The sequence below is a fragment of the Subtercola vilae genome (assembly GCF_004923255.1).
Taxonomy (GTDB): Bacteria; Actinomycetota; Actinomycetes; order Actinomycetales; family Microbacteriaceae; genus Subtercola; species Subtercola vilae.
Genome location: NZ_QYRT01000043.1, coordinates 17175 through 30564 on the forward strand (window position 1 = coordinate 17175; position 13390 = coordinate 30564).

A 13390-nucleotide genomic window follows, 5' to 3' on the forward strand; every position below is an offset into this window, starting at 1 on the left:
TGCCTCTGCCACGTCGGCAGACTCTGAAAGGATTTCGAAAATGCCAGAGATCACCGCCCACCATGGGCTCTTCAAAAACACGAACCTCCACGTTGACGACACCGGCGGATCGGGCCGGGCCGTTGTACTCATCCACGGGTGGCCGCTGTCGGGCGCGTCGTGGTCTGAGCAGGTGCCGGTGCTGCAGGAGGCCGGCTACCGCGTCATCACGTATGACCGCCGCGGTTTCGGCCGCAGTGACAAGCCGCTCACCGGCTACACCTACGACACGCTCACCGAAGACCTCCACACGCTATTGACCGAGCTCGACCTGACCGATGTCACGCTGATCGGCTTCTCGATGGGTGGCGGCGAAGTGGCCCGCTACTTCTCGAAGTACGGCGCCGAGCGCCTTCACAGCGTGGTGTTCGCCTCTGCCGTGCCCCCGTACCTGCTGAACACACCCGGCAACCCAGACGGCCCGCTCACAGCGGCTGCCGCCGCGCAGATGACGGCTGGTCTCACGGCAAATCAGGAGTCGTTCTACGACGACTTCACCACCCAGTTCTTTTCGGTCGACGGCGTGCTGAAGGTCACTGAACAGCAGCGGCAGGATGCCCTGGCTCAGGCCCTGCAGTCGAGCAAGGTTGCCGCACTGGCGTGCATGACCGCCTTCGCCACCACCGATTTCCGCGACGACCTCACCAAGGTCAGCGTGCCCACCCTCGTCATTCACGGCGACGGTGACGGAACCGTTCCGTTCGAAGGATCGGGCGCACGCACTCACACTGCCATCGCTGGCAGTGAGCTGCAGGTCATCGCCGGCGCCCCGCACGGCGTCACGGTGAGCCACGCCGCGGCCTGGAACGAGAAGGTGCTCGACTTCCTCGCCAAGTAGCAGGTTCAGAACAAGAATCTCCGCGATCAGAACGAAGGGGTGGTCTCTCTGACGAGAGATCACCCCTTCGGCGGTAGTGAGGGCCCGCTACTGCTTCGGATCCATGTTTATCCCCGCCATGGCCAGGTGCCCAGAGTCGACCGGCAGAGAAATGCCTGTCACGTTCGAGGCCAGCGACGAGTTCAGAAACAGTGCCGCGTTGGCGATGACTTCGGGGTCTAAAAAGCCCGACCCCTTCAGAATGCCGTACGACCGACCGGCGGCCAGAAGGTCTTCCCGTGTGCCGCCCGGGTGGCCGGCCATCATGTCGTAGCCCTGCTGGTTGTTCGTCATGCCCGTGAGAATCGTGCCCGGGTTCACGGTGTTGGCCCGGATGCCCTGCGGCCCCAACTCGACAGCAATGGCCTTCATGAACCCGACGACCGCGAACTTCGCGGCGGTGTAGTGCGAGAAGAACGGCCCTCCTTCGAGCCCGTTCACCGATGAGGTCATGACGATGGACCCTTGTTGCCGCTCGATCATGTGCGGAACGACCGCTTTCACCGACTGCCAGACGCCGGTGATGTTGATGTCGATCATCTCCTGCCACGTCTCGCGGGTCATCTCCTGCACGGGCCCGAGGGTCCAGATGCCAGCATTGGCGATGAGGGCGTCGATCTTGCCGAACTCCGCAATGCCCGCGGCGACAGCGGAATCGAGAGCGTCTTGGTCTCGAACATCCGCTTCGATGCTCAGAACGCGACGATCAAGCGCTTCGACCTGTCTGACCGTCTCGGCGATGTCGTCGGCGGTCGTGTGGGCGTAGGGAACCGTGGCGAACGGCGCGGTCGTGTCGACGAACACGATATCGGCGCCCTCCCTGGCCGAGACGATGGCGTGCGCGCGGCCCTGGCCGCGCCCTCCGCCGGTGATGAAAACTACCGTGCCGTCGAGTAGACCCATGATCGTGACTCCTTTGTCGTTGATGCACCCACCGGAAGGACGGGCGCGCTTGCCTTTGATGCACTCGGTGCCACAAAGGCTACTCCTGAGAGGCCTGTGGAGACAGAACTCACAGGGTTAGGGTGGAGTGACGAAGCGACACCAGGGGAGAGCGGCAGCGATGACGTCAGGGGTATGGGGAGCAGACGCAGGTGAACTGCGCGCTCTGGCGAAAGATATGAGCGCCACGGCGGCGCAGTTGGCGAACGTTCTGAGCACGTTGACCGTGCAGATCAACACGACTGAAGCCTGGAAGGGCCCCGACGCCGAGGGGTTTCGGCAGCGTTGGAACACCACCCACCGAAGCTCGCTACTGGGTGCGAATTCGATTCTCTCTGCTGCCGCGACAGCGCTCGTGCAGAACGCCGCCCAACAGGAGAATGCGAGTGCCGCAGACGGGGCATCCGGCCTGCCGGGTGGTTCGAATGGTGGGGCGGGTGGATGGCCGGGGTCAGATTCGGGTTCGGGTGGCGCGGGTGGGGGCACGGCCCCCGTGCCGGGGCTCAGCCCCACGCAGAACAGCTTGCTGAAAGACCTTCTGACGAACCCTGGGCTATTGGCAACCGGAGGCGTGTTCAACGACCTCGCTGTCGTCGATCTGTTCAACAGCCTCACCCAGCTGCGGCTGGGCGGCGAATTCAGCTCGCTGCAGGGGGCGTTGAACTTCAACAAGTTCGCCTCGGGGTTCAATTCACTGAACGATTTTCTCAGCGGCGAGAATTGGGGCGAGCTGACGCAGGGACTCAGCAACGTGCTCGGCGACAGCGCGCTCGCAGGCAAGGTGGGGTCGGCCGCCGAGTTTCTCGGTTCGGCTGGCAAGGTGCTCGGCCCCGTCGGAGCGGTGCTCGGCGTGGTCAGCGTGGGAACCGACATTGCAAAGAAAGACTATGGGAGGGCAGGGTACGACGGTGTAGCGGCGGGGCTCGGAATCGCGGCCCTCGTCACACCGCCGCCGGCTGACCTCGCGCTCGGTCTCGCGTCGGGCGGCATGGCCCTCGGGGCGGCGCTCTACGACAATGTGCCCGTCTTTCACGATGCAGCGGATGCCACGGGGGAGGCCATCGGCACAGCGGCTCACGCCACGGGGGAGGCCATCGGTGCAGGGGCCGAGGCGGTGGCCCACGGTGCCGAAGATTTCGCTGACGGCGTGGCCGAGACGGCGAAGAAATTCTGGCCGTTCGGATGAAGACGATCACGAACGTGCACCCCAATGAACCCGCACGACCACGAACGGAGCAGCAGCCCATGACGAACACCACGACCGCGTGGCACACCCCCCGAGAGGCGCCCTCCGCCGCGCCAGAGGGCGACACCGCGACCTTCGGTGCGGCCGAGGTCGCCTACGCCGTCTCGCTCACCGACGGGGTGCAACGGCAGCAGGCCGTTGCGTTTCTGCAGATCGACGAAGCATTTCTCACCGACCAGATCGCGGCGCTGGGCGCCTCGAGCCTGCTGGCACGCGGCGAACTGAGCATTGAAGGAGACGTTCTCATCGCTTCGGGTGCCGTGCGTCTGTTGACGGCGGTTCTGCAGACGGCCGTGCGCTGGACAGAGATCGCCCTGGTGAACGATGACGGAACCGAGGCGGCACTGTATCTTCAGTCACCCGCCCTCTCGGTCTTCCTGCAGCCCGCCGCGATGAGTACGTGGGTCATGGTGGTGAAAGACCCCGCAGCGGCGGACAGCGCAGTTCTCGCGCAGCTCATCGAGAGCAACCGGGCCCGTCGCCCTCTGGGTACGGCGTACCTGGGCACAGAGACAGCCGGTTCGGCCAAGAACCATCTGTTTGTTCGCGCGGCCGAAGGGCGACCTGCTGAACCGCAGGCCTGGCAGGTCGCCGATGTGCCGAGCAACACCGATCCGAACAGTTTCATCGGCGACGCGGGCGATGACGTCGGCACCGCTGAGCTCGTCGGTAGGCTCGCCGAATTCGTTCGGTTGCCCGGCGCATGAGTGTGCCCCCGAGCGTGCCGTCGCCACCTGTTCCGCCTGAGCCCTTCGCCTGGATGAGCAAGAACGACCCAGCGGGCCGGTTCAAAATTACCCTGAAGAGCCCAGCCAGCGAGGCGGTGACGGGCACGCTGCTCATTGTGGCGGGCATACTGTTCGCTGCCCTGCTTCTGGCCGATGCCTCGGGTGTGACCATCGCGCTCGCGGTGGGGCTCTTCATCATCTTCGCCGGCTTCGGCGTGCTTCTGCTCGTTATGGCGGTGGCCCGGCGGCGCTGGATGAAGGCGTACGCGCACGGGAACGGTCACCCGCCGTCGCTCGGTTGATGAACTTTGTGAGCCGTTCGTCAACCGAGGTCGTCACGAAGACGGCCGGATGCCCGTGCCCCACCCACTCGACAGGCGAGAGGCGTTCCTGTGTCGGGCTAACGGACAACCACGATGAAGCCAAGGATGGCGGTTGCTAACGCAACGATGGCGAGCACGATCGGAGCGACAACAGATTCGTGGCGACGAATGTGGACGACAATCGCACCGAACATAAGGGCAACGAGGCAAAGACCTGCTATCGGACTCAGCACGGCCGCTATTCCCGTCAGCGGTGGGAGTACGAGCCCAAGAGCGCCAACCACTTCGGCGAGGCCGATCAGCTTCACAACGGGAGGGGCGAAATCATCGACCCAACCCATTCCGGCGTGCTTCAGTGCAGGTGCGGGACGAAACAGTTTCATGAAACCTGCGGCGAGAAAGGCGAGAGCAGCCAGGGCGGCGACTATCCAAAAGACAATGAGCATGAGGGAACTCCGCTGTTTCATAAACGAGATGGTTAAAAGACCCGAGCAAATAGCTCGAGTACCTATTGGTTGAACGGGCAAGTAATATCATCGAGCTTGTTTGTTGCCTTGTCAAGTAAAAGGCGGGTGTTTTCACTTAGACTAGAAGAATGCAAAAAGGTGAAACCCGATGGTTGACCGACCTGGAGGCTGCAGCATGGATACCACTCCTCTCAACAGCAATGCGCTTACCAGCGGCGCTAGATCAACAACTGCAAGCCGACGCAGGCCTCAGTAATTTCGAGTATGGCGTCATGGCCGCACTCAGCATGCGGGCAGAAAAGACCATGCGGATGAGTGAATTGGCTCGAGTGGCAAACAGCACGCTTCCGCGCCTTTCGAAGGTTATCGACAGGCTCGACCGGAATGGTTGGGTCGTTCGCCGTCCTGATCCCACTGACGGACGCTCTACTCTCGCCACGCTCACCAGGCTCGGTGTCGAAAAGGTGAGCGCTACCGCTCCGGGTCACGTCGCCCGCGTTCGCCACCTCGTCTTCGATCAGATCACTCCCGCGCAGGTGCGTCAACTTGGTGCGATTATGACGAAATTGTCAGCAGCACTCGGACACGAGGCGTGAAGAATGTTGCGATATCCCAAGGGGTGATGCGTTGACCGCAGTTCGTAGAGTGAAACCATGAGCTCCGGCGTCAAACGCATCAATCCGCCCTATCTCTTCGGGGGCAAGCGGCGAGTGGCTGACTTTGTGGTGCCTTCTTCGCCCGAGTGGTTCGGTGGGTACGTGGAGCCCTTTCTGGGCAGCGGCGCGTCGGCGATCGCACTGATGCAGGGGCATCCGGAAGCCTCGTTCACCCTCAACAGCCCGTCAGAACACGTCGTCGACGTCTGGCTGGCAGTGCAATACGAGAGCAAGGCCCTCATCGCGCTCATGAGGGAGCACCGCGCCCTGCACAGCGCGGGCCATTTTGCGGCCGTACGGAGGTGGGATGCCGAGGGTGAACTGCCTCAGAAGACTCTCATCGAGCGGGCCGCCCGCTTCGTGTACCTCACGGCAACGAACCCTGGCGGGGGCTACCCGGTCGATGAGAGCGGCCTGTCGACGGCGTCGTTCGGTCAGGCGCCGGTGGCATTCGACGAGGCGAATCTGCGGGCGCTGGCCGGGCTGCTGGCCGACAGAGATGTGCGGCTGTCGTCGGTACCGGCCTTCGAGCTCGTGCCGCAGATACGAGACGAAGACCTCGTTCTCGTCGACACGACCGCGGCGCCGGATGCCCTGACCGACCGCGAGCTCAAGAGCCTGCTGGGCACACTGACGGCCAGGGGCGCGTACCTGCTGGTCACGGCGCCGACGGATGCCCGCGCGGCCCTCTTCGACAGCTGGAACACCCTCACCCGGGTCAGCGACCACCCCGACGGCGAACGCCTCTGGGGCAACGGCACACTCGAACGCGCGCTGCGATTGCACGGTGCGCCGTGAAGTGTGGTACTGTTTTCGACGCGAGCTTGACCGCTTACGCGGAAGCAGCATGGGGTGGCATATCTGCTCCCTGTTCAACCCACGCCGAGGCTTTACCTCGAACTCTTCTGATTCGCAGCACAGTGGAGAGCGTCTCTGATTCTTTGATAACTCGAGGCCTTCTCTGAAAAAGCGCCGATCACAACGTTCGACGAGCCAAGCGATTTCCTGTCCGGGCTGACGGAACAGGAAATCGCAGGCAGGGTTCTCCGGCGGCACTCACCCTCTTCGGCTGGTCATTTCAGCAGCCGAGACAGCACCCGGTCGGCAAGCAGTTTGCCGCCGGTCTGGCATGTCGGGCAGTACTGCAGGGTCGAGTCGGCGAAGATCACCTGGCGAACGGTGTCACCACACACCGGGCACGCCTCACCCGTGCGACCATGCACCTGCATACCCACCTTCTTCTCCCGTTTGAGGTCGGCGGCACCCAACCCGTCGGCCCTGGCGATCGCGCCACGAAGCGTCGACTGCAGCACGTCGAACAGCCGGGCCACCTCGTCGTCGCTCATCATTGCGGGCTTGAACGGCGACATCTTGGCAGTGTGCAGTATCTCGTCGGAATAGGCGTTACCAATGCCCGCGATGACGGACTGGTTGCGCAGCACACCCTTGATCTGCGACCGCCCGGCACGGCTCAGGATGCCCGCGAACACCGGCAGCGTGAATCCGGGGTCGAGCGGGTCGGGTCCCAGGCGCGTGATTGCGGGTACGTCAACCACCTCGCGCACGACCGAGATCGAGAGGCTCTTCTTTGTGCCCGCCTCGGTGATGTCGAACCCGGTGCCGTCATCGAGCACGAGTCGCGCAGCGAGCGCCGATTTGCCCGGGCGGCCGCTGGGTGGTGGCGGGGGAGTGTCGCGCCAGCGCATCCAGCCGGCCTTGGCGAGATGGATGACCAGATGGAGGTCGCCGATGCGCAGATCGAGAAATTTTCCGTGTCGGGAGACCTCGCCGACGGTGTGCCCGGAGAGGGCCGAGACCGGCGGATCGAACGTCTTCAGCGCCGCGAACGACAGAATGTCGACGCGGTCTACGGTACGCCCGATGAGGCGGGCACCGAGGTCGGCGACGAGGGCGTGAACTTCTGGCAACTCTGGCATTTGTCAAGTCTCCGCTAGAAATCTGCTGCAGTGAAGCCGCAATATCGCGTGCATGACGACGAACCGATACCGTGGTGACAGAGCAAGTGCTGTATCGCGGGCAGTTGCATCGGGTCGACAGGTGAGGGCACTATCGTGAGCGACACCACAGACAGGGCCCAATTCGCTTTTCGGTCACGCGTGGTGCAGATTCTGGCCATCGAAACCGGCGTTCGGTACGGTTTTTTTGCTCTGTTCGTCGACATTCAGCCCGACTGGGTGCGGCTCGTACTCGGTGCCATTGGCCTGGTTTCGCTCATCGTGTCATTCCAGGTGCGAAAACAAGACCTCACCTCTCACATTCCCGGGCGCGTGCTCATCGTGGCCGCCATGTTCGCTGTGTCTCTCGTGGCTCTGGTTGTCACCTCGTCAGACCTGGCCGTCATTGCGTCGTTCTCGCTGCTCGGGCTCACCATGTCGGCGATCGCGCTCGACGAATACCGCGCCGGCACCGTGATCGGGGTCGTGGGTACCGTGCTTGCCCTGGTGGTGATGGCGCTTCGAAGTTCGACGCCCATTGCCCCTGCGTTGATCTACCTGGGCCTCGTCGTCACGGGTGTGTTTCTCATCATCAGGCTGCGCCAGTTTCTTGAACTCGCTCGCGACGATGCAATCACGCTGGCGCACACTGATCCGCTGACAGGCCTTCTGAACCGGCGGGGGATGGAACTCGAAGTACCGCGGCTCGATGCGCTTGCTCGGAGCACCGGCCGGCTGCTGGGTTGCCTCGTTCTCGACCTCGATCACTTCAAGACCGTCAATGACAGACTCGGGCACCGCACCGGCGACCAGGTTCTGCAGCGCACGGCTCTGGCGCTCAAGGCGACGATTCGAGAGAACGACCTCGCTGTTCGTACCGGCGGAGAAGAGTTCGCCATCTTCGCGGTCGTGGCCGCCGCCGACGAGCTCGCCCAGCTGGCGGAGCGCCTGCGCCGCCAGCTCGCTGAGCCGACGGTCGAACCGCGAGTGACCGTGAGCATCGGCGGGGCAGTGGGCGCCGGCGCGACGGCCAGCGACATCTCGGCCCTGTTCGAGCTTGCCGACCGCGTGCTCTACACCGCTAAAAAGGCGGGCCGCAACACTGTGCGTATGCACGGCATGCTGCCGCCTCGACCACTCGTCGGATTCGACGCGTACGGCCAGCCAGCTCCTCCAACGCTCTACCCGGGAGACATCCTGGCCGGTATCGAGAACCACTCCGTATTCGTGGTCTACCAGCCCATCGTGAAACTCGACTCAGAGACCATCGTCGGCTACGAGGCACTCGCTCGCCTGGTGACGCCCGACGGTGTGAACGTCAGCCCGCCGATGCTCATCACCGAGGCCCGCGAGCACGGTCTGCTCGATGCCCTGACGATGGACATCATCAGCGAGGCCTACGAGGCAATGGAATCGTTTCTTGCGATTCAGCCTCACGCCGACACTCTGCACGTGAACATCGAAGCGCCCCAGATTGCCTCGATCAAACTCATCGAGCACATCAAACTGATGCAGAGTACTCACCCCTCAGTGAAACTGCGGCTCGAGTTCACCGAAGCATCGATCGCCGACCTCGACGCCGCGTCGCTCGCCCACATGACGGCACTCACCCGCGACGGTATCGACTTCGCTCTCGACGACTACGGCCAAGACCATGCGACCGCGGCTGCCCTGCTGAGTCTTCCGCTTCACACGGTCAAAATCGACAAAGTGTTTCTCGCCGACGAAGGCAACAACCGTCACAAGATCATTCTGAGCTCGGTGGCCGACCTGGTGACCGACCTCGAGATGCAGACCATTGTCGAAGGGGTCGAGACACAGATCGGCCACCAGACCCTGCTCGATCTGGGAATCCAGCACGCGCAGGGCTACCTCTACGGGCGGCCGGCTACGGCTGACGACACCGTCGAGCGGCTGAAGCAGTCAGGGTTGACCATGTGGATTCAGCCAGAGTCAGGGCATCCGTAAGCCTCGACAGACCGCTGACGGTGTTCAGGCTCCTGACGGCGCCCGGACTCCTGACGGCGCTCAGACCCGAGGTTCTGCTCAGACGGCTGCTCCGAGCAGTGCCCCCGCGGTCAACTCGACGGAGCGCAGGCGGTCGGCAATCGTGGGCGACTGGTGGGCGACGATGAGCTCGTCGGCATCGATCGACGACGCGAAGTTCTCGAGAAAGACGCGCACGTCGTCTGCCGTGCCCGCTGCCGAGTACCGCATCATGTTCGCAATCTGGCGGCCATTGGGCGTCGTGAGAAAAACGTCGATCTGCTCGTCGCTGTAGTCGGGCGTGGCAGGGCCGCGCGAAAGCATTCCGCGAACCCTGGCCCGGCGGGTGACGTCGAACTGGCGCTGGGCATCGGCCGGGTCGTCGGCCGCGATGACATTTGCACCGGCGATGACGTACGGCGTGTCGAGCTGTTCGGAGGCAACGAACTCACGGCGGTAGACCGCCACGGCTTCGTGCAGGGCATCCGGTGAGAAATGCGACGCGAAAGCGTACGGCAGGCCGAGGGCCGCGGCCAGCTGCGCACCGAACAACGACGAGCCGAGAATGTACAGGGGCACGCGAGTGGATGCCCGGGGCACTGCCTGCACGCCCTCGATCACCGACTCACCGTTCAGATACCCCTGCAGCTCGAGAACGTCTTGAGGAAACGTGTCGGCAGACGTTGCGTCGCGGCGCATCGCCCGCATGGTGAGCTGATCACTGCCCGGAGCGCGCCCGAGGCCGAGGTCGATGCGGCCCGGATACAGCGTCTCGAGGGTGCCGAACTGCTCGGCGATGGCGAGAGGAGCGTGATTCGGCAGCATGATGCCGCCGGAGCCCAGGCGAATGGTGGAGGTCTGCGCGGCGACGTGGCCGATGAGCACGCTCGTCGCGCTCGAGGCGATCGTGGCCATGTTGTGGTGCTCGGCGTACCAGACGCGCGTGTAGCCGTGCTTCTCGGCGTGCTGGGCGAGGGTCACACTCGCGGCGAAGGTTTCGCGCGCGGTTTCACCGGCGGCGATGGGTGCGAGATCAAGAATCGAGAGAGCAAGTGACATGCTCTTCTCAACCCCTGACGCACAGGATTCGTTCCCGAATGGGTGAATTCTGCGCGGCAGCGGCAGCTTCTGTGTCAGCGACGACTTCTGTGTCAGCGGTCAGGCGCGCAGCCGCGGTGCCAGGTCTCGCTCGAAGTCGGCGAGGAAGCGGCGTTGGTCGCTGCCAGGGGCGTGGAACACGAGGTGGTTGAAGCCTGCGGCCACGTACTCGTTGATCTTCGCGACAGTCTCATCGGGGTCGGAGCCAACGATCCAGCGCGTGGCGACCTGCTCGATGGGCAGGGCGTCAGCCGCATTCTCCATCTCGATCGGATCCGTGAGGTCGTGCTTCTGCTCAGCCGAGAGCGACAACGGTGCCCAGAAACGGGTGTTCTCGAGGGCGGCGGCCGGGTCGGTGTCGTATGAGAGCTTGATCTCGATCATCCGGTCGATGCTCGACGCATCACGGCCGACCTTCTCGGCGCCCGCCTCGACGGCCGGCAGTAGCTTCTCGGTGTAGAGATCCATGCCCTTGCCCGAGGTGCAGATGAAGCCATCACCCGCGCGGCCGGCGTAGCCCGCCACCAGTGGGCCGCCGGCGGCGATGTACACCGGGATGCCCCCCTCGGGCCGATCGTAGATGCTCGCGTCATGCGTGCTGTAGTACTCGCCATCGAAGTTCACGCGGTCTTCGCTCCAGAGTGCTCGCATCAGGTCGACCGCCTCGCGCAGCCGCGCGTAGCGCTCTTTGAACTCGGGCCAGTCTTGCGCGCCCGCGCCGCGGAACCCCGTGGCGATCTCGTTGAGCGCTTCGCCCGTGCCGACACCCAGCATGATGCGCCCCGGGTAGAGGCAACCCAGCGTGGCGAAGGCCTGCGCCAGAACGGCCGGGTTGTAGCGGAACGTCGGCGTCATCACCGAGGTGCCGATCTGAACCTTTGAGGTGCGCTCGCCGACCGCCGTCATCCACGCCAGAGAGAACGGGGCATGACCGCCGGTGTGCCGCCACGGTTGAAAGTGGTCACTGACCACAACGCTCTCAAAGCCGTGCTCTTCGGCTGACACCGCAAGTTCGATGAGTTCGCGCGGTGCGAACTGTTCGGCAGAGGCCTTGTAACCGAGTTTCAGAGGTAGCACAGTGATCAATTCTCCGTTTGCTGGTAGAAGATGGCGCATCGGGTCGGTGGGGCAAGCCCCACCTTTACTCTAAGCGTCGGTGCCTGGGTTCTGCGCTGGCGTCGGGTTGTCTGCCGCGTCGCGCACGCTCTCTACGAGGGTGCGCCATGGCCCGGTCAGAGCGCTCTCGGGTACCGTCGCCTCGTGCTCGACCTGAGCGTTCAACAGCACGCGGATTCGGTAGACGAAACGGTCTGGTTCGATGGCGGCCGGCCGGGCATCCGGTGCCTGTGTCGACCAGGGAAGCTCGCCCAACAGGCTCAACCAACGGGCAGACTCGTCTTCGGTGCTGGGGGAGGCCTGCCAGCTATGCTTCAGTCCCGCGAACCCGCCCGAGCGCACGACGATGACCGTCAACGTGGGTTGCGGGTCAGTGGGCGGAATCACCCCTCAAGACTCCCACTTTCGCCCAGGCGGCGCTAACAGCACTCGTCTCGGTCGAGTCGGCGCCGAAACGTTTCGTCGAGGCCGTGACGGTGGCCGCTGCGAACTCGGCAAAATCGGCAGTTGGTGAAAGCGGCCCGGTGATGGTGTCGAACCAGACCTGCCCGGCACTCAGCCAAGCGAAACCGCCCAGAGTCGTCGACGCAATCGCGAAGGCCCGGTTCGGGATGCCCGAATTGAGATGAACGCCGCCGTTGTCGTCGCTCGTTTCGACATAGTGCGCCATGTCTGCGGGCTGAGGATCTCTGCCCAACACCGGATCGTCGTACGCTGTTCCCGGAGCCAGCATCGACCGCAACGCCCTGCCCTTCACCGCGGCGGTGAACAAGCCCTCTCCGATGAGCCACGATGCATCGGCCGCCGTCTGCTTCTTCAGATGCTGTTCGACCAGTGCCCCCATCACATCGGAGAACGATTCGTTCAGCGCGCCCGATTGGCCCTCGTACGCGAGCCCTGCAGTGAACTGGGTGACACCGTGCGTGAGCTCGTGGCCGATGACCGAAACCGATGCGGTGAACCGCCCGAACACCTCGCCTTCGCCATCGCCGAAGACCATTCGCTCGCCGTTCCAGTAGGCATTGTCGTAGTCGTGCCCGTAGTGCACCGTGGCGAGGAGCGGCAGCCCTTTGTCGTCGATGGAGTTTCGGCCGAACGCTTCTTGGTAGAGAGCGAAGGTGGCGCCGAGGGCATCGTATGCCTCGTTCGCAGCTGCATCGGCCGGGGCCGGGCCGCCCTCTACCCGTACCTGCGTGCCGGGCAGGTCTTCGCTGTTCTTGGCATCGAAGACGGTTCGGTGGGGCTGAGGCGCTCGGGTGAGGTTATGGGGCGTACCTGCGGTGGGCGAGCTGGGCACGGCCCTGATTGGGGCTGTGTGCGGTGAGGCCGAGCGTGCTTCACGCGCGTCGCGCAGAGGTATGTCGCTGACCAAGGCACGTTCGGCAGCAGCGGCAGCACGGGGCATCGCGCTCTCGCCGGCCTGGGCGATGCGGGCCAACAGATAGGGCGGAACTATCGACTGAATCATGGGCAGAACTCTACGCCGCAGCTCCGACACTCCCCGGGGTATGGCCCCGACTGTGACGATGACGGTGGCCGGTGCTGGGGTCAAGATACATCCGCAGAGCACGACCGGGTATGAATATGAGGCATTCGAATCTTTCTCAAAAGTTTTTTGAGATTCTTTTTTGTGGGGGTCGATTTGGGCCCTAAATGTTGAGTGAATGTCAGTGGTTGGTGGTTGACTTGGGTCATGAACGAATCGCCCACCACTTCCCTCTCTGCTGACGCGGCTGCCTTTGACGAGGTGGTTGGTGTTGTGGCGGGGTGGTGTGGGGCTGCCGCGCCCTTCGGGCTTGCCGATGAAGCATTGTTGTCACGGATCGCAGACGCAGAGAAGCTGGGCCGGTTAGTGGATGGGTTGCGTGTGCGGTTGGCGGGGGAGGTGGCTGAGAGGTCCCGGGCGGAGTTGGGGGATGGGTCGCTGTCTCGGGCACAGAATTTCACGACGGTACCG

At 63.8% G+C, this 13390-nt stretch carries 15 protein-coding genes; 8 read left to right on the plus strand and 7 right to left on the minus strand.

What is annotated here, in order from left to right; genetic code table 11:
- The first annotated feature begins 40 nt into the window (after positions 1-40).
- Complete coding sequence (locus D4765_RS16135; RefSeq protein WP_136643344.1) at positions 41-877, plus strand: alpha/beta fold hydrolase; 837 nt, start codon at positions 41-43, stop codon at positions 875-877.
- A gap of 87 nt (positions 878-964) precedes the next feature.
- On the opposite strand, the gene D4765_RS16140 is transcribed toward D4765_RS16135, so the two are convergent.
- Complete coding sequence (locus D4765_RS16140) at positions 965-1819, minus strand: mycofactocin-coupled SDR family oxidoreductase (protein WP_136643345.1); 855 nt, start codon at positions 1817-1819, stop codon at positions 965-967.
- 160 nt (positions 1820-1979) lie between these two features.
- Here D4765_RS16140 and D4765_RS16145 point away from each other — a divergent pair, with 160 nt between their 5' ends.
- Genes D4765_RS16145 through D4765_RS16155 form a run of 3 tightly spaced genes read left to right on the plus strand, consistent with a single transcriptional unit; the run spans position 1980 to position 4134 of the window.
- On the plus strand, positions 1980-3044 hold the full coding sequence (locus D4765_RS16145; protein WP_136643346.1) for a WXG100 family type VII secretion target: 1065 nt from the start codon (positions 1980-1982) through the stop codon (positions 3042-3044).
- A 59-nt stretch (positions 3045-3103) separates the two neighbouring features.
- Positions 3104-3811: a hypothetical protein gene (locus tag D4765_RS16150; protein ID WP_136643347.1), complete on the plus strand. Its 708-nt coding sequence runs from the start codon at positions 3104-3106 to the stop codon at positions 3809-3811.
- Positions 3812-3825: 14 nt separating this feature from the next.
- On the plus strand, positions 3826-4134 hold the full coding sequence (locus D4765_RS16155) for a hypothetical protein (protein ID WP_136643348.1): 309 nt from the start codon (positions 3826-3828) through the stop codon (positions 4132-4134).
- A 98-nt stretch (positions 4135-4232) separates the two neighbouring features.
- Here D4765_RS16155 and D4765_RS16160 read toward each other — a convergent pair whose 3' ends face one another.
- Positions 4233-4601, minus strand: coding sequence for a DoxX family protein (locus tag D4765_RS16160; protein WP_136643349.1), 369 nt, complete (start codon positions 4599-4601; stop codon positions 4233-4235).
- Positions 4602-4750: 149 nt separating this feature from the next.
- On the opposite strand from D4765_RS16160, the gene D4765_RS16165 reads away from it, so the two are divergent.
- Together D4765_RS16165 and D4765_RS16170 are read left to right on the plus strand one after the other, a co-directional pair.
- Positions 4751-5218, plus strand: coding sequence for a MarR family winged helix-turn-helix transcriptional regulator (locus D4765_RS16165; protein ID WP_136643350.1), 468 nt, complete (start codon positions 4751-4753; stop codon positions 5216-5218).
- A 57-nt stretch (positions 5219-5275) separates the two neighbouring features.
- On the plus strand, positions 5276-6076 hold the full coding sequence (locus D4765_RS16170; protein ID WP_136643351.1) for a DNA adenine methylase: 801 nt from the start codon (positions 5276-5278) through the stop codon (positions 6074-6076).
- Positions 6077-6351: 275 nt separating this feature from the next.
- On the opposite strand, the gene D4765_RS16175 is transcribed toward D4765_RS16170, so the two are convergent.
- Positions 6352-7215 carry an Fpg/Nei family DNA glycosylase gene (locus D4765_RS16175; protein ID WP_136643352.1) on the minus strand — a complete coding sequence of 288 codons (864 nt, stop codon included), beginning with the start codon at positions 7213-7215 and terminating at the stop codon, positions 6352-6354.
- Positions 7216-7350: 135 nt separating this feature from the next.
- Between D4765_RS16175 and D4765_RS16180 the strand changes: the two genes are divergently transcribed.
- On the plus strand, positions 7351-9201 hold the full coding sequence (locus D4765_RS16180; protein ID WP_136643353.1) for an EAL domain-containing protein: 1851 nt from the start codon (positions 7351-7353) through the stop codon (positions 9199-9201).
- 78 nt (positions 9202-9279) lie between these two features.
- On the opposite strand, the gene D4765_RS16185 is transcribed toward D4765_RS16180, so the two are convergent.
- The 4 genes from D4765_RS16185 to D4765_RS16200 all read right to left on the minus strand — a co-directional run bounded on the left by D4765_RS16185 (position 9280) and on the right by D4765_RS16200 (position 12901).
- Complete coding sequence (locus tag D4765_RS16185) at positions 9280-10278, minus strand: LLM class flavin-dependent oxidoreductase (protein ID WP_136643354.1); 999 nt, start codon at positions 10276-10278, stop codon at positions 9280-9282.
- A gap of 99 nt (positions 10279-10377) precedes the next feature.
- Positions 10378-11394 carry a glucose-6-phosphate dehydrogenase (coenzyme-F420) gene (gene fgd / locus D4765_RS16190; RefSeq protein ID WP_201799347.1) on the minus strand — a complete coding sequence of 339 codons (1017 nt, stop codon included), beginning with the start codon at positions 11392-11394 and terminating at the stop codon, positions 10378-10380.
- A 69-nt stretch (positions 11395-11463) separates the two neighbouring features.
- Entirely contained in the window at positions 11464-11820 is a 357-nt protein-coding gene (locus tag D4765_RS16195; RefSeq protein ID WP_136643356.1) for a protealysin inhibitor emfourin, read from the minus strand.
- A complete protein-coding gene (locus D4765_RS16200) occupies positions 11804-12901 on the minus strand; it encodes a M4 family metallopeptidase (protein ID WP_136643357.1) in 1098 nt (365 codons plus the stop codon). Before D4765_RS16200 ends, D4765_RS16195 begins: the two co-directional genes overlap by 17 nt.
- A gap of 225 nt (positions 12902-13126) precedes the next feature.
- Between D4765_RS16200 and D4765_RS19800 the strand changes: the two genes are divergently transcribed.
- A partial coding sequence (locus D4765_RS19800) for a hypothetical protein (protein ID WP_237280504.1) occupies positions 13127-13390 on the plus strand: 264 nt, incomplete at its 3' end.